Origin of the sequence: Rhodococcus sp. DK176, from assembly GCF_038447315.2 — a bacterium.
GTDB classification, from domain to species: domain Bacteria; phylum Actinomycetota; class Actinomycetes; order Mycobacteriales; family Mycobacteriaceae; genus Rhodococcus_F; species Rhodococcus_F jostii_A.
The window spans coordinates 2,885,157-2,901,599 of the sequence record NZ_CP118321.2 but is presented as its reverse complement, the minus strand read 5'-3'; the positions used below and the strand labels follow the sequence as shown (position 1 = coordinate 2,901,599).

Sequence of the window (16,443 nt, the reverse complement as noted above, 5' to 3'; positions counted from 1 at the left end):
GATGATCCGGACACTTGCGGCGGTGTTAGTTAGTTACTTCGACCTGAAAAACGAGGCGCCTTGGTGAGCATGATTCGGCTGTTCTCGGCCGGCCGGCCGGCCGGTCGGGATTGGGTTGGCCGCAAGTCCCCCCGATCCGCGTCCTTCACGCTGCCAGGGTGCTGATCTTGACCAGGTTGTGCGCCAGGACCCCGTGGCCGACCCAGATCTTGGCGCCTTCGGTGCTGTCGATGCGGGTGCGGTCCCAGCCGTATCCACGTTTGAGGGCGCTGATTCTGCCTTCGACTCCGGTGCGCCACTTGATTGTTCGTCGGAACGCTGGGCGGTGTTCCTCGGCTCGCCGGTCAGCTGAGGGTTTGCCCTTGCGGGGGATGACGACGTGGCGCACGCCGAGGTCGCGTAGGTCGTCTTCGACGGCTTTCTCGCCGTAGCCGCGGTCGGCGGTGACCGTGCGTGGCGGGTGCCCGGCGCGTGTGCGGACCCGATCCACAGCTGGTGCCAATTGGGGTGCGTCGGCCGGGTTGCCGCGTTCGACGTTGTGGTCCACGATCACGCCGTCGTCGCCTTCGACGAGCTGGGTCTTGTGGCCGAACTCGACGGGCTTGCCGAGCCGTCCCTTGGCGATGGGCCGGGCGTCGGGGTCGTGCAGGCTGACCCGCCGGGTCGCTCCGTCCGGGGTCTGCCCGGCCAACCGCTGTCGGGTCTGCGCGGTGATCTGCCGGGTGGCGGTGACCAGGTCCTCGAGGTCGTCGATGGCGCGGGCCAGGCGTCCGCGCCGGCGGCCCGCGGCCCCGTCGTGCGCACCCGTCCCCTTCAGGGCTGTGGCCTTGGCGCGCGCCCGGCGCAGCGCGTGTTTCGCGTTGGCCAGCAGCCGTTCGGCATCGGTGGCGGCGGTCTCGGCCAGGTCGGCCAGCTCCCCGGTCGTGTGCCGGACCGCCGCCAGGGCCTCGTCTCGGCCCGCGGCGCTGCGCGACCGCAGCTTGAAACCGATCGAGTGCGCACGCCTGCCCGCCGCACGGGACCGGTCCCGCACCCGGGTGCGAGTCGCTCCACCGGCAGCCTGGATCCGCTTGCCCGTGAACGTGATCCGTCGGATTGCCTTGGCCAACAAACCGGAGTCGGTTGGGTAGGACACGTTGCTGGGCACCACCGTCGTGTCGGCCCGCAACTTGGTGGTGCGCAGCACCTTGGCCTCGGTCGCCTTGGCCAGCAGCGCCTCGTTCAGCCCGTCCACCGCCGCCGCGCCACAGCGGGTCGTCAGCTTCATCAACGTCGTCGGGTGCGGCACCGACCCGTCCAAGGGAATCCGGCAGAACCGCCGCCAGGTGATCGAGTCGCTCACCTCGCGACACAGGCTCTCATAGCCGAGTCGGTAGCGGAACTTGAGGAACATCAACCGCAGGTAGGTCTCCATCGGCGTCGACGGACGACCGATTCGCGGGTCGAAGTACGGAACGAACGGTGCGAAGAACGCCGGATCATCCAGCAACGCGTCGATCCGAGCCAGCTCGTCAGGGAGCCGGAGCAACTCCAGCGGCAGCACCGACTCGAACAAGGACGGTTGATCGCCTACGGTACGGAACACGATCGCCTCGATCCCTTCTAGCCCAAGGGTTTGAGGCCATTCTCCCGTTCCAGGACTGGCTGATCACGCACCGCCACACCCCGACTTTTTCAGGTCGAAGTAGTTAGAGGCCGAGATCGCGGCCGATGACTTCGCGCATGATTTCGTTGGAGCCCGCCCAGATCTTGGTGACGCGGGCGTCCTTCCAAGCACGGGCGACGCGATATTCGTTCATGTAGCCGTAGCCCCCGTGGATTTGTACGCAGTGGTCGAGGATGTCGTTTTGGATGGTGGAGCTCCACCACTTGGCCTTGGCGGCGTCGACGGCGGTCAGTTCGCCGGCGATGTGGGCGGCCACGCAGGTGTCGACGTGAGCCTGGGCGACGTCGAGTTTGGTAACCAGTTCGGCGAGCAGAAATTTATTCCATTGCATGGAGCCGATGGTCTTACCGAAGGCCTTGCGGTCCTGGGCGTAGGTAACGGTTTCTTCGAGGATGCGGCGAGTGTGGGCGAGGTAGGCGACTGCGCCGCTGATGCGTTCCTGGGGGAGCAGGTTCATCATGTGGATGAATCCGCGGTCGAGTTCGCCGATGATGGCCGTGTCGTCGACACGGACGTCTTCGAAGAACAGTTCGGCGGTATCGGACTCGGGTTGGCCGACCTTGTCGAGTTTGCGACCGCGGGTGAAGCCGGCAGTGTCGGCGTCCACAGCGAACAAGGTGATGCCCTTGGAGCCCTTTTCCCGTGTCGTGCGCGTGGCCACGATGATCAGATCAGCTTGGGTGCCGTTGGTGATGAATGTTTTAGAGCCGTTGATAACCCAGGTAGCGCCGTCTTTGACGGCGGTGGTCTTCAACCCGGCCAGGTCCGAGCCGCCCGACGGTTCAGTCATGGCGATGGCGGTGATGAGTTCGCCGGTGCAAAATTTCGGTAGCCAGCGTTGTCGTTGTTCCTCGGTGGTCAGGGTGACCAGATATGGTGCGACGACGTCGAATTGGATGCCGAAAGACGATGCGGCGGCAGCGCTGGAGCGGGCTAGCTCTTCACCGAGTACGGCATTGAACCGGTAGTCGCCAGCGGCGCTACCGCCGTACTGTTCGGGAACCTCCAAACCCAGGTAGCCGTTGGCGCCGGCCTCGAGCCAGATCCCACGATCGATGTAGCGCTGCTCGATGAACTTCTCCTCGTTGGGCACCAGATGACGGTTGACGAACTCGCGTACCGAATCCCGGAACGCATCATGATCGGAATCGAACAAACTGCGCCGCATTTAGAAGTACCTTTCAGGTGTGGTTGACGGTCATGCGCCGGACCGGACCGGCGGTAAGTAAGGTGCGCACGGCGTTGCGCAGGTCGCGGACATACCAATTCGCGGGCGGGGCCGCCACACCCCGAGGGCTCGGTGAACCGCCGCCCATGGATGGAGTCAGGCCGGCCACCGTCTCGACAGCCTGAATCCTGCCGTCGGGCTGCACGATGGGATGAGATGTCAGCGCGATATCGAACGCCGCGGGCGGTGTCAGGTCGTGTGCGGCGAAGACGAGCGGCAGGCCGTCGAGCGGATGCATCGAACATCGTTTCCACAACGCGGCCCCTGCTCGGGAGGAGTCCGTCGTAGAGGTGCACATCGGCCCCGGCCGAGGGCGTCTTGCCCTCGACCGGCAAGAGCACTACCCGAGTCGGATCGCCGTTCAGGTTCGCTATCGTTCTTGCCGGCGCGTCGAACACGGACGTGGGCTGTTGTGGATCGTCGGTACCCAATCGGCGTACCGGCTGGGCTGTGAGCACTGCAGCGACATGGGTTGTTTGGGCACCGGAGGGTGGGTCGTTTCAGGCACCTACAGGTACGTCGGGAGAGCGTGATTCGTCACGGGACGAGGTCGGCTGCGGAGCTCTGCGCGTCGCGAAGCGCGATGACACTCATGGCGGAGAACTCCAGCGACCAAAGATTTCCGTGGTCCGGGTACTTGGCCGACATGGCGTCGATGAGGTCTTCGGCGCCCTTCGCGGTCTCGTAGGCGGCCGCGAAGTCCTGGATGTAGGCGCGGGTCTGCGCGATCATGGTCTCGGTCGCGTAATCGTCGCCGTCGGGCCGGCGGTGGCCGGCGACGATCATCCGAGGGTTGAGCTTCTCTACGAGGTCCACGGTCTCGAGCCAGTCCTGCCACTCCTTGGGCGTCGCCAGGCCGAGCATCGGGTGGATCTCGTTGTAGACGGCGTCACCGGCCACCACGGCATCGATCGCCGGGATGTGCACGATCGAGGTCGGGTGGATGTCGGCCTGCTTGACCTCGATGATCTTCAGTGGTGAGCCGTCGACGTACAGCGTGTCGCCCTCGATCGGGTCGGGGAGCGCATCGCTGACGACGCAGGCGTCGCCGAACATCATCGCCCACTGCTGACGGTGTTCCTCCATGTTTTCCTTCATGGCCTCGACGACCTGGGGCAGCGCGACACACTTCGCCTCCGGGAACCGCTCCATCAGGGGACCGATGCCAAGGTAGTGATCGGGGTGCGCATGCGTGATGTAGATCGTGGTGAGGGTCTTCCCGGTGCGTTCGATCAGGTCCCCGAGATCCCGGACGTCGTCCTCGAGGTACTGGGCGTCGATGAGAACTGCCTCGGTCGGGCCGCTCACGATGGTGGCGGTGGTCGGCGAGAAAGTCCCGGTGGGCATTTCGGGCCAATCATGCGGGACCCGGGGCCAGCGGCCGACGTAGGTCGTCGCACGGATCGGCGGTGCAGCCGGCGACGATCCTGAGCCTGCGCTAGGTGAGTGAGCATCGATGGTCACGGAGTACCTCCAGGGTTGCGGGTTGGGCAGCGCGTCTTCGCGGGGGCGTCGGGTCGGCGAGGCCGTCTAAGAGAGAGTAATCTCTACCACATGGCAGGGCAAGAGCATGGCGCGGATCCAGCCGGACCGCCTGGGACGGTCCCGGCCCCATACGACAACGGGCCCCGACGCGTGCGCCTCACACATTCGATGTGTGATATAGCGCTCGCTTTTATGTGTGAGATAGTGCTCGCTCGCTAAGATGGTGGCATGACAGCAACGAAAATCTCACCGCGAGATCGCCTCCTGAAGGCCGCGGATGATCTCTTCTTCAAGGAGGGCATCCGCGCTGTGGGGATCAACCGCATCCTGGACGAGGCGCAGACGCCGATCATGACGCTGTACCGCCACTTCGGGTCGAAGGATGGGCTGGCCGCGGCCTACCTCGAGCGTCGCGGCGAGCGTAATGCCGAGGAGGTCGCCAGCGAGCTCGCGCGACGTGCGTCCACGCCGCGGGAGAAGATGCTGGCGACCTTCGACATCATCGTCGAGGGTCTCGAAAAGGGAGAGTTCCGGGGCTGTCCCTTCATCAACGCGACCGTCGAGATGGCGTCACCGGACCATGAGATCGCGAAGATCGCGCGCCGCTACAAGGATGCGGGGCGACAATGGTTCGCCGAACTCGCGGCCGAGGCCGGGGTGCCTGATCCGGCGGGACTCGCTATCCAGCTGACGGTGCTGCTGGACGGTGCGGCCGCGGCCGCGGCCCTGTATCAGGATTCCTCGGGTGCCACGTACGCCCGCTCGGCTGCCGAGGCCCTGGTCGACGCCGCGCTGGCGGCCGCCTCGACCGGCGACGACGTACGCGCTGCTGCGGTAGCAGACTGATCCGGAGCAGGAGGTAGTCGCCGGGCACTCCGGACTGTTGCGCACCGGCGCGTCAGCAACGGGGCACGTTCGCCCTCGCGGCGTACGGGCCCCGGGTCGGGCAGGGGATGTTGCGTGCGCCGCGGGGAGCGCGGGGGTCGGCTCGGCGTCGACCACCGACAGCATCGCGGCGACCTCTCCTCGTGCCCGCGCCTTGCTGGGGGAACGAAGTGAGATCGCCGCGATGACAGACCCCGATCTCAGACCGGTGCCGGGACCACCTTCTGTGCCAGGTGTTCGAGGAACCAGTCGCGTGCCGCGCCCGAGGAGAGCTCGAAGCTGTGACCGGTATACGCGTCGAAGTGGCCGCCGGGGATCGAGACGAGACGCTTGGGCTCCGCCGCGGTCTCGTAGGCCTCCTTGGCCCACTCGCCCGGCGTCACAACGTTGTCGTCCTCGGCGATCACCATGAGCAGCGGGGTGGGAGCGACGAACTTGAGGAACTCGCCGGCCTCGTAGCCCAGCTCCGTCGAGCGTAGCGTGACCTCGTTGCGCCACGCGGTGCCCTCGTAGGCCGAGAAGAACGCGTAGGCATCGGGCGTCGGCATGACGGCCGGCTGCGTCGGGTCCGCGGTGACCACCGGGATCATCGCGGGCGCCTCTCCTCGGGCTCGCGCGAGGCGATCGGCGGCCTGCCCGTCCCAGGCGGCCTGCCAGAATTCCTTCGGCACGTTCGCCTCGAAGGTGCGCCGCCCTGCGACCGCCGGCACCTGACCGCATACGGCCTTCACGCGGCGGTCGATCGCCGCGACGACGAAGGCGTTGCCGCCCGCGTAGCTCGAGCCCCACACCCCGATCCGTGAGGCGTCGACATCGGGCCTGGCCTGCGCGTAGGTGATCGCGTGCTGGTAGTCGCGGACCTGGTCCCACGGGTCGATCTCCTGCCGCGGCTTGCCCGGGGCGGTGTCCGAGGCCCCGAACCCGCGGTGGTCGTAGACCACGCAGGCGAGCCCCGCGGCGCTGAACGCCTCGGCGTAGGGTTCGAGACCCATTTCCTTGGTGCACGAGAACCCGTGCGTCATGATCACGCACGGCACTTCGCCGGACACGCCTTCGGGCTTGTAGAACCAGCCGCGCAGCGTCACACCCTCAGCGTCGAACTCGATATCTTCACGCATCGGCGTCTCGCTTTCAGTAAACGTCATGTGAATGCTTCTCAGGATGGTTCGGGGTGCGTGCCGCATCGCGGCACGCACCCCGGGTCATGCTGGGTGGTCAGGCCCTCGCGTACTGCCCGTACGGCGAGCTCTTGTTGTCCTTGCCCCAGCGCAGTTCGTCCTCGGACCACGGCTCCGGCGGGACCATGCCGTCGATCCGCCACGTCTCGAACGGCGCGGCCTCGGCGTGGAACTCCAGCTCGTATCCCCGGTCCGCGATGTACGGCTTCAGCACATTGTCCATCTGCTCGAAGTACCGCCGGAGGGTCTCCTCGGGCGTGATGCCCAACTTGGCGGCGGACGTCTCGACCGTACGGGCGATGTGGACGACCTCGATCTGGACGAACTGGTCGCGCGGCTCCCCGCCGACGAAAAACGACTCGGCCTTGATCTCGTGGAAGATCACCGAGGTGTAGAACTTCGGCAGCACGAAGCCGAAGTTCTCCTGCGAGAAGTCGGACGAGTAGAGGTCGACGATCTTCCTGGCCATATCGGCCTTCTCTTCGGAGGTGTAGGCGTTCTCCGGGGTGAACAGCTGCCACAGCGGCATGGGGTGCTCCTTGTGATCTGGTGGACCAAAAATGCAAACGGTTCGTCAGCGGCGCCGACCTCGAACTCTTCGCCGTGGTGAACGTTTAGCGGGATCGCGCGGGGTGCGCCGGTGTGCCTATTCGGTGATCGGGTCGACGGTCAGGCTCCCTCGTGGGGTCTGACCGGGAGTCGTCATCAGCACATTCCCGACAGTAGAGTGAGCAATCTCTCTTGTCAATGATTTGCGTTGACTTCATCACAGATGGCCCGTGTAACTGCCCGCAAGGTGCAGGAGAGCCCGCTGCCGGCGAAAATCGTCACACCTCCGACCGTCGCGCACATTGGTATGAACCGAAAGGGAATGTGGCACTGATGTTCTAGCGAGCGGTGTCGGGTACGTGTGCCGGCAAGCGGCCAGCCTCGATTCTGCCCGAACTGGTGGCGATCCTGCACCGTTCCACTCGCATCGACAACGACACCGCCGCGCTGCGGTGAGACACGTCGGCGGCCACCAGCGCCCGCCGTCTGGCTGCCGGATGCAGGAAACATCAGCGCGAGGGCGTTGGTGCACCGACCGAGCACACTGCTTAAAAGCAGTGTGCTGGTGTTGAATTGGGTGCCCGGGATGACGCGGCGTCGGTTTTTCGGGATCGACCGGTGCCCACGACGACGGAAACACCGTCGGGGATCACCGGGACGCCGACCGTCACCGACAATCGCTCCGGGCTGGCGGGGACCGCAGCATGCGCACCAAGGCCGAGAAGTGGGTACGACGGCTGCCACGCGGAGCAGAAGAGCTGGGCGATCGTGCGGATCGTGATCGGCTACTAGCGCTATGGCACCGAGGCGGAACTGTTGGAGCTCAACTGGTATGGGCGCTGCAGTCGTTTCCGACGAACTGCTTCCACCCACGGTAGAAGCTGATCTCCAAGACCTGCTCGACGATCAGCAGTGGACCCGTCGGCCCGTTGAGGACGGGCGCTTCGCCGGGTCAGTGATCCGCGTCCCGGTGCATGCCACGCTTCAGTGGGGCGCGTGCTTCGCCGTTGGGGTTGTGGGAGCTGTCGCCGCGCTCGTCCGATGGTTACTTCGCGTAGAGTTCCTCGATCTGTGTGGCGTACTTGGTGACGACGTTCCTGCGTTTGATCTTCATGGTGGGGGTGAGTTCGTCGCTGCCTGGTAGCCACGGCTCGGCGACGATCGTGAACTTCTTGATTTGTTCGACGCGGGAGAGGTGGCTGTTGGCGTGCTCCACGCCGGCCGCGATTTCGGCGATGGTGGCGGGATCGTCTGCCGCTTTCCCTGCGGCACCCTCGGGGTCGAGCGCGATCAGCGCGACGTTGTACGGCCGGCCGTCGCCGATGCACGCAGCCTGGCCGATCAGGGGGCTCGAGGTCCTCAGCCAGGTCTCGATGTTCGCGGGCGACATGTTCTTGCCGGCCGAGTTGATGATGATGTCCTTCTTGCGGTCCACCAGCCGCACGTAGCCGTCGTCGTCGATCGTCCCGATGTCACCGGTGTGCAGCCACCCCTCGGAATCGATGGCCTCAGCGGTCTGCTCGGGCTTGTTGCGGTAGCCCCGCATGACGGTCTCGCTGCGTACGAGCAGCTCTCCGTCGGGGGCGAGCTTGACCTCGAGCCCGGGGATCGGCACTCCGACCGTGCCCACCCGGTTGCGGTCCTTCGGGTTGACGGTCATGACGCATGACGTCTCGCTCATGGCCCACAGCTCGCAGATCGGGATCCCGACGGCCGCGAAGAATTCGAACACATGGCGCGGGGTGGGCGCCGATCCGGTCAGGAACCATTCGGACTGATCCAGCCCCAGCTTCCGGCGGATCTTCGAGCCGACGAGCGCGTCGGCGATTTTCGCCTGCAGGTCGAGTATCGGACCGACGGACCGGCCGTCCTGCTCGGCGCGGGCTTTCTTGATCCCGGTGTCGATGGCCCAACGCGTCAGCGTGCGGCGCGCTACGTTGGGGTCGGCGTCGATGTCCGCCTCCACGGCCGCCTTCGCCTTCTCCCACATCCGCGGCACCGGCAGGAACACCGTCGGGCGAAGCTGCTGCGCGATCTCCATCACCTTGCGCGCGTCCGCGCACGTGGTGACGGTGAAGCCCCACACCGCCAGCGGCGAATAGTGTCCGCTCCACCGATCACCGATGTGCGCGGCGGGCAGGAACGAGATGGTGCGCCCACCCGGCGTGACCGGCAAGATCTGCTGCAGGGCGCGGATCTTGGTCATCATGTTGTGGTGGGTGAGTTCGACTCCCTTGGGTGGTCCCGTGGTGCCGGAGGTGTAGATCAGGGTGAGGATGTCGTCGGGGCCGACCGCCGACCAGGCTGCCTCGAAGTCGAAGTACGGGTCGCCGCCGGCCTCCACGTCCTCGAGGCTCAGGGTGCCGTCCGGTGCGCCGTCGACGACGATGAGGTGATCGATCGGGGTGCCGCCGTCGCGGACGGCGGTCAGCCGGTCGACGAACGCACGCTCGGTGATCACGATGCGGTTACCGGCGTCAGCGAAGAGATACTCGATCTGATCGTGCGCCGAGGTGTTGTAGATCGAGAAGGCAAGGGCGCCCAGGTGCATGGCAGCGAGGTCCACCAGATGGAACTCGGGCCGGTTGGTGAGCATGATGCCCACCGTGTCCCCGCGCTCGAGGCCGAGGGCCGCGAGACCGGCCGCGACCCGCCGCACCCGCTCGGCGAGAGTGCCGAACGTCAGCGAGACACTGTCATCGGCGGTGCGCACGGCAACCTGGTCCGCGCGGGCGGCCGCGGTGATCTGGAACGCCTCGCACACAGTGTTCGCGTGCAGCGCGCGTTCGAACGCCTCACCGGGAGATGTGTCGGCGGTGCTGGTTGCCTGCATGTGTGATGTCTGCCTCTCGCTTAGTGCCACGGCCGCTACGATAGAGAGCGATCACTACCGAGTCAATACCGTGACGAGTAGGGGGTGACGGCACCGCTAGCGCACTCCTGTCGTTGAAGCGAGGAGAACGACGCCGGGTCCGTACAAGTGGTAAGAGGAGCTTTCGCCTTGGTGCCTGCCGGGATTCGGGATCCGATGATTTATCAGGCGATGAACCCGCCACCAGGTGTTGGTGCCGACCTTCTCGACGATCTCGGACGCCGGTCCTTAGATTGTCATCGAGTGTGCCCACTTCTGCTTACACACCGATGTGCGCCACGGAGGCCCCCGAGCGCGCCGAGTCAGCGCGCGGTCGCCGGTGAGAGCGCACCAGCGCCGATGAGTACGCCGGGTAAGTCATCCCGGGGAAGATCTGGAGGCCCGTGACATGGTCTGGGTCCGAGTCCCGGTCCGCGGCCACCACCCTGGGATCGGGCCGTGCGTTGTGGGTCTCAGGGTTGTGCGACCGGGTCTTCGAGCCTGGGTTCTGTGGCGACTTGGCGGGACTCAGGTGGGTGGGCACCGCGTGGGCGTCGGTTCGGTGTCGTGGGCGTCAGGGGGTCAGGGTTGGTCGGCGATCCAGTCGTTGTAGAAGTCGGGCATCTCGGAGGCGTGTCCGTGGAAGTGGGGTTTCCGTTTCTCGAGGAAGGCGGTGACGCCTTCTTTGCCGTCGCCGATGCTGGTCCAGAACATGGCGAGTGAGTCGATTCGGTGGGCCTGGTCGGGGTGGGTCAGGGTGGCGTTGCGTCGTACCATTTGTCGGCTCAGGGCCACGGCGACGGGGGAGCGGTCCCGGGTCCAGGCGTCGGCGATTGCGGCGGCCTGGGTTTGCAGGTCCTCGCCGGGGTGGATTTCGTCGACGAGTCCGACGGCCAGTGCGGTTTCGGCGTCGAGGATGTCGGCGCGCAGGACCAGGTCGAGTGCTGCGGAGGGGCCGACGAGTCGGGGTAGGTACCAGGTCGAGCAGGCCTCGGGCACGATGCCGATGCGGCCGAAGACGAGTCCGATTCGGGCGGAGGTGGACATCAGTCGGCGGTCCATTGCCAGTGTCATCGTGGCGCCGATGCCCACGGCTGGGCCGTTGAGGGCGGCGATGACGGGTTTGCGGCAGTCGTGGATGGCGAGTGTGCAGCGTCCGCCGGTGTCGCGGACTGCGGCGATGGCCGGATCGTCGAGGTCGGCCATGTCACTCAGGCCTGGTGTGCGTTGCTCGTCGAGGCCGAACACGTTGCCCTCGCCGCTGAGGTCCATGCCGGCGCAGAACGCGCGACCGGCTCCGGTGACGATGACGGCGCGGACGGAGTCGTCGTCGTTGACGGCGCGGAAGGAGTGCTCGAGTTCCTCGGCCATGGTGACGGTGAAGGCGTTGAGGTGTTCGGGTCGGTTCAGGGTGATCGTGAGGATGCCGTCGTTGACGTCGTGCCGGATTGTCTGGAAGTCCATGCTCAGACCGCCTGGGCTGCGGTACGGGCGGTTGCCGGGATGGTGTGGCCGAGGCCGGTGATGATGCGGTCGGCCTCGTCGATGATGCCGTCGACGATTTCCTGGCAGCTCTGCACGGAGTCGATCAGGCCCTGGGCTTGGCCGGCCCACCACATGCCGTCGTGCATGTCGCCGTGGGTGAGGACGCGGTCGCGTCCGCGTGCTCCGGAGGCGAGGTCGGCGACGTCGGCGAAGGTGGCGCCGGGTTGTGCGGAGCGGCGGGCGATTTCCTCCGAGATCGTGTTGCGGGCCACTCGTGCGGTGTTGTTGAACTCGCGGAATACCAGTTGGGTCGCGCGTTCGTCGTTGGCGACGATTTGGTCTTTGACGTTTTGGTGGACGGGGGCTTCGGTGGAGGCGACGAAGCGGGTGCCCATGTTGACTGCGGATGCGCCCAGGGCGAGGGCGGCGACCAGGCCGCTGCCGGTGGCGAAGCCGCCGCTGGCGATCAGGGGGATCCGAACCTGGCGGGCGGCTGCGGGGATGAGGACGAGGAAGGGTCGGGACCCGGGACCGTTCCGGCGGAACGGCGCCTCGATGTTAATTCGGACCGTTGGTCCGTCAAGGGACTTGTAGATTCCCGGTTCGCTGTGAACTGTGTAGTTGAATGCGTCGGTTGCGAGCGAATGGATGGAGAATGAACTCCTCATCGGCGCGGAGTCCCCGGTCGTCTGCGTCGGGGCCCCGGACGGCGCGGTGTGCACCCGCGCCGCACCGTCCGGGTCGTCACTGCCGTCCACGACAAGCACACGGACAGGCTTCACGCTGCCGATCTCGCGGTCCGCCTCGAAGGAGTTTCGAACCTTTGAGCGTCGACGAGGGGTCAGCTGGGCGACTATTGGCCGGAGGTCGCGCCAGCCGTGGTTCGCATCTCTATCGCGCTGAAGGCCGAGAACGTCAGGGTCCATACGTTGCCGTGGTGCGGGAACTTCGCCGACATGATGCCGATGAGGTCTTGAGCATCCTTCGCTACGTTGTACGCGGCCGCGAATTCTTTGATGTAGGAACGGGTTTGTTGAATCATCATGTCTACTGCGTAATCGTCGCCGTCGGGTCGACGGTGTCCGGCGACGATCATTCGCGGCTTCAGGTTCTCCACGACGTCGACGGTTCCGAGCCAGTCCGGCCATTCGTCTGCTGTCGACAACCCGAGCATGGGGTGGATCTCGTTGTAGATCGCGTCGCCGGACACAACAGCGTCGATGGCCGGTATGTGCACGATCGTAGTGGGGCTGATGTCGGCTTGTTCCACCTCGATGATCTTCAGCGGCGAGCCGTCGACGAAGAACGTGTCACCGTCGAACGGGTCGGGAAGAGCGTTACCTGTCACGACCGTGTCGCCGAACATCTGTCCAAACTGTTCGGCGTACTCTTCGTTGTTCTCTTTCATGGCCTCCACGATGTGTGGCAGCGCAATGCATTTCGCATCGGGGAACCGTTCCATCAGCGGGCCGATCCCGAGGTAGTGGTCGGGATGTGCATGGGTGACGTAGATCGTGGTGAGTGTTTTCCCGGTGCGCTCGATCAGATCGCCGAGGTCCCGGACGTCCTCTTTGAGATATTGGGCATCGATGAGTACTACTTCGGTAGGACCGCTCACGATGGTCGACGTGCAGGGCGGGAAGGTACCGGTTTCCGGCCCCGGGAACGGGCTGGGAAATTCGGGCCACCTACCGACGTACACCGTCGCGCGAATTGACGGTGCGACCGCAGTGGGGTGAGCGTCGATGGTCATGTGTCCTCCAGAGGTTCGGGGTTGGTTTGCCTTGGGTGGCCGTGGTTTGCCGGCCAGCGTTATGGAGAGAGTAATCTCTATCACACTCAAAAAGCAAGGGGCCCAGGACTTTCGCATATCGCGGGGGCCTGAGCACACACCGCTTTCGTGATGTTGCGTCACAGTGCCCGTCGGACAGAATGGTGAAGAGTCACCGAAGGTGGAACGGCAGAACGAAACTGCCCTTCTCAGGAAGTCGCCACCGGCACGACTCGTTCGTCGACGGGTGTTCGTGCGTTCAACGTCGCCCCCTGTGCCGGGCACGTCTATGTCGAGTAGAGGTCGTCGATCTGAGTGGCGTACCTTGTCGTGACATTCCTGCGTTTGATCTTCATCGTGGGTGTGAGCACGTCACTTCCGGGCAGCCAGTAATCCTCGACCACCCTGAACTTCTTGATCTGCTCCACCCTGGAAAGTTGAGAGTTTGCAAGATCGACCCCGGCTGCAACCTCGGCGATAACGGCGGGATCGCTTGCCGATCTCCCGGCAGCCGTGTCGGGGTCGAGGGTGATCAACGCGACGTTGTACAGCCGTCCGTCACCGATACAGGCGACCTGCCCGATCAACGGGCTGCTCGACCGCAACCGTGACTCGATATTCGCCGGGGACATGTTCTTACCGGCCGCATTGATGATGATCTCCTTCTTGCGATCGACGATCCGCACGTAGCCGTCCTCGTCGACCGTCCCGATGTCACCGGTATGGAGCCACCAATCTTTATCGATTGCCTCGGCGGTCTGGTCGGGCTTGTTCCGGTAGCCACGCATGACTGTCGCCCCACGGACGAGCAGCTCCCCGTCCTCGGCGACTTTCACCTCGATTCCGGGCAGGGGTAGCCCCACCGTGCCCTCCCGGATGGCGTCGCGCGGATTGACGGTGATGGCAAGGGACGTTTCGCTCATGCCCCACACTTCGCAGATGGGAATACCGATTGCCGAGAAGAACGCGAACACGTCGCGGGGAGTCGGGGCCGATCCAGAGAGGACCCAGTCTATTTTCTCCAAGCCCAGCATTCGACGAAACCTGTCGCCGATGAGCGCGGCCGCGACCGATGCCTGAATGTCGAAGATCTTGCCGAGAGAACGGTTGTCGCGTGCGGCCTGTGCCTTCTTGATCCCGATGTCGATGGCCCAGCGCATCAGTGCGCGCCGTGCCCAGTTGGGGTCGGCCTCGAGCTGAGCCTCCACTTTGGCCTTGGCCTTCTCCCAGATACGGGGCACCGGCTGGAACACCGTCGGACGCACCTGCTCCACGACGTCCAGTATCTCGCCGCCGACCGGATGTGGCGTGACCGTGAATCCCCAGATCATCAGAGCGCAATAGTGCGCACCCCACCGATCACCGATGTGCGCGGAGGGAAGGAAGGAGACGAAGCGACCGCCCGGTGTGGTGGGCATTGCCTGTTGGAGCGCGCGAACTTGACTCATCAGGTTGTGGTGAGTGAGTTCTACACCCTTGGGTGGGCCTGTGGTGCCTGAGGTGTAGATGAGTGTCAGGAGGTCATCAGGAGCGACCGCCGACCACGTTGCGTCGAAATCGAAGTCCGGGTCGCCCGCTGCTTCCACGTCCTCGAGGCTGAGCGTCCCCTCCAGTGCGCCGTCGACCACGACGATCAGGTCGAGCGGGGTGCCGCCATCGCGCACGGCCACGAGGCGTTCGACGAACGCTCGCTCGGTGATCACGATCCGGTTTCCGGCATCACCGAACAGATATTCGATCTGATTGTGTGCGGACGTGTTGTAGATCGAGAACGGCAGGGCACCGAGGTGCATGGCGGCCAGGTCGACGATGTGAAACTCCGGCCGATTCGTGAGCATGATGCCGACGGTGTCGCCGCGCCGAACACCCAGCGCCGCCAAGCCGGCCGTCAGGCGTCGGACTCTCTCCGAGAGTGCGGCGAACGTCAGTGAGACGCCTCCGTCGACAGTGCGCAGAGCGACTTGGTCGGCCCGCGCGGCCGCGGTGATCTGGAACGCCTCGCACAGGGTCGCAGCGTGTAGTGCGCGAGTAAACGCCTCGCCGGGATCGTTGGCGACTTCGAGTGCGTGCATTGTGATTTCTGCCTCTCCATGTGATCGCCCGCTACCGTAGAGAGCGATCCCTACCATTTTTAAAAGCCAATAGTGTCATTCGTCTGCCACGTCGGCTACTGCCGAGAACACGGGCCCTCACCAGATCCGCCGAGTTACTCGACGGCCTTGCTGACCGTGTCGCATTTCGACCGAAGATGCCGACAGCTGACCCGGCAAGCGCAAGCATCCGGGCTACCGACCACTCGATGTCCGATGAGCCGCCCGTGACGAGCATGCGCGGAGCCGGAAAATGTTGATCGGTCCAACTTTCGCCTCACACTCGAACATCGGCCACGACCACGACCACGCAAGCGCACCAGACTTACGGCCAGGTCGGGATCCTTGGTGGTCTCGAACGTGAGCAGTTGCCTACCGGTGGCCGGATTGAGGGGCACGTAAGGCATCGGTTCTCGCCTTCTGCAGTTGCTCGAACGGGCCGACGGCCCGAGTCTGTGGGGGCACAGAGACCCGGGCCGGGATCACGGAGCGTTGGTCAGACTGTGGGTCGCTAGGTATTCAGCCCCTGGGATCGACCAACCCCACGATCTGGCCATCCGCGTTAAGACCGACCGTTTCGGTCCAGTCGTACGGGGATGATTTGTTGTCCTTCATCCACCGCTTCTCCGCCGGCGAGCGGAACGGCGGCGGAGTGAGCCCGTCGACCCTCCACAGCTCGGCCGGCATCTCCCCGATGCTTATTTCCCAATCGTGTCCCCGGCCGTCGAGCCAAGGCCTGATGGTCTCGGTCAGCATGTCCATGATGAACTCCTGCATCACCTTGCCGTCGATCGCTCGTGCGATGTGTTCCACCTGGAGGCGAACAAAGTTGTCGACGGCCTCGCCACCCCTGAACGCGTTCCTTTTCTCCACCTCGTAGAAGAACACGTCGCAGTAGAAGGCCGGCATTTCTGCCGCGTAGCGAGCTGTGATGGCCTTCGCGAAGTCCTCCTTGTCCTGGTCGGTGTAGGCCCCAACAGGGTGGTGGATTCTCCAGAACGGCATGACTATTTCTCCTTTTTCGTCGTGAGCCGAGTGCTCACACTTTCGATGACCACGCCCGGATTGGACGAGGCGTGTTGATTCGGGATGCGGACTGCAATCACCGCGAGATCGCAAGAAGCGGGGCATCTTGTCGAGGGCCTCATGCACCGATGTAGTTGCCGTCGCGGCGCTTGGGTTGTTTCCTACCGCCACAGCACCTCCGCGACGAGCGGAACGGCGGCGGGGAGAACCCGTTGATCTTCCGGATCGG

14 protein-coding genes are annotated in these 16,443 nt (G+C 64.9%); 2 read left to right on the top strand and 12 right to left on the bottom strand.

Annotated elements, in window-relative coordinates; translation table 11 throughout:
* Positions 1–145: 145 nt before the first annotated feature.
* From PSR88_RS13715 to PSR88_RS13700, 4 genes are all read right to left on the bottom strand, one after another.
* Positions 146–1,585: an ISNCY family transposase gene (locus tag PSR88_RS13715; RefSeq protein ID WP_016882408.1), complete on the bottom strand. Its 1,440-nt coding sequence runs from the start codon at positions 1,583–1,585 to the stop codon at positions 146–148.
* Positions 1,586–1,688: 103 nt separating this feature from the next.
* Positions 1,689–2,834, bottom strand: coding sequence for an acyl-CoA dehydrogenase family protein (locus tag PSR88_RS13710; protein ID WP_016882409.1), 1,146 nt, complete (start codon positions 2,832–2,834; stop codon positions 1,689–1,691).
* A gap of 13 nt (positions 2,835–2,847) precedes the next feature.
* Entirely contained in the window at positions 2,848–3,132 is a 285-nt protein-coding gene (locus tag PSR88_RS13705) for a hypothetical protein (RefSeq protein ID WP_016882410.1), read from the bottom strand.
* Between the two features lie 299 nt (positions 3,133–3,431).
* Positions 3,432–4,358 carry an MBL fold metallo-hydrolase gene (locus tag PSR88_RS13700; protein WP_342338213.1) on the bottom strand — a complete coding sequence of 309 codons (927 nt, stop codon included), beginning with the start codon at positions 4,356–4,358 and terminating at the stop codon, positions 3,432–3,434.
* A 249-nt stretch (positions 4,359–4,607) separates the two neighbouring features.
* Between PSR88_RS13700 and PSR88_RS13695 the strand changes: the two genes are divergently transcribed.
* The gene (locus PSR88_RS13695) at positions 4,608–5,225 is read left to right on the top strand and encodes a TetR/AcrR family transcriptional regulator (protein WP_016882412.1); all 618 of its coding nucleotides are present in this window, start codon (positions 4,608–4,610) and stop codon (positions 5,223–5,225) included.
* Positions 5,226–5,464: 239 nt separating this feature from the next.
* Here PSR88_RS13695 and PSR88_RS13690 read toward each other — a convergent pair whose 3' ends face one another.
* Both PSR88_RS13690 and PSR88_RS13685 read right to left on the bottom strand, forming a co-directional pair.
* Positions 5,465–6,382: an alpha/beta hydrolase gene (locus tag PSR88_RS13690; protein WP_016882413.1), complete on the bottom strand. Its 918-nt coding sequence runs from the start codon at positions 6,380–6,382 to the stop codon at positions 5,465–5,467.
* A 97-nt stretch (positions 6,383–6,479) separates the two neighbouring features.
* The gene (locus PSR88_RS13685) at positions 6,480–6,971 is read right to left on the bottom strand and encodes a tautomerase family protein (protein WP_016882414.1); all 492 of its coding nucleotides are present in this window, start codon (positions 6,969–6,971) and stop codon (positions 6,480–6,482) included.
* A gap of 638 nt (positions 6,972–7,609) precedes the next feature.
* Between PSR88_RS13685 and PSR88_RS13680 the strand changes: the two genes are divergently transcribed.
* Complete coding sequence (locus tag PSR88_RS13680; RefSeq protein ID WP_157180160.1) at positions 7,610–7,783, top strand: hypothetical protein; 174 nt, start codon at positions 7,610–7,612, stop codon at positions 7,781–7,783.
* Positions 7,784–8,036: 253 nt separating this feature from the next.
* On the opposite strand, the gene PSR88_RS13675 is transcribed toward PSR88_RS13680, so the two are convergent.
* The 6 genes from PSR88_RS13675 to PSR88_RS13650 form a co-directional block, all read right to left on the bottom strand.
* Positions 8,037–9,824, bottom strand: a complete 1,788-nt coding sequence (locus PSR88_RS13675) for an AMP-dependent synthetase/ligase (protein WP_016882416.1) — start codon at positions 9,822–9,824, stop codon at positions 8,037–8,039.
* A gap of 600 nt (positions 9,825–10,424) precedes the next feature.
* Positions 10,425–11,306 (bottom strand): crotonase/enoyl-CoA hydratase family protein, encoded by an 882-nt coding sequence (locus tag PSR88_RS13670; RefSeq protein WP_342338212.1) that lies wholly within the window; start codon positions 11,304–11,306, stop codon positions 10,425–10,427.
* 2 nt (positions 11,307–11,308) lie between these two features.
* Positions 11,309–12,094: an NAD(P)H-dependent flavin oxidoreductase gene (locus PSR88_RS13665; RefSeq protein WP_342338210.1), complete on the bottom strand. Its 786-nt coding sequence runs from the start codon at positions 12,092–12,094 to the stop codon at positions 11,309–11,311.
* An 86-nt stretch (positions 12,095–12,180) separates the two neighbouring features.
* Complete coding sequence (locus PSR88_RS13660; protein ID WP_016882419.1) at positions 12,181–13,080, bottom strand: MBL fold metallo-hydrolase; 900 nt, start codon at positions 13,078–13,080, stop codon at positions 12,181–12,183.
* 305 nt (positions 13,081–13,385) lie between these two features.
* Positions 13,386–15,170: an AMP-dependent synthetase/ligase gene (locus PSR88_RS13655; protein WP_016882420.1), complete on the bottom strand. Its 1,785-nt coding sequence runs from the start codon at positions 15,168–15,170 to the stop codon at positions 13,386–13,388.
* 537 nt (positions 15,171–15,707) lie between these two features.
* A complete protein-coding gene (locus PSR88_RS13650) occupies positions 15,708–16,193 on the bottom strand; it encodes a tautomerase family protein (protein WP_016882421.1) in 486 nt (161 codons plus the stop codon).
* Positions 16,194–16,443 lie beyond the last annotated feature (250 nt).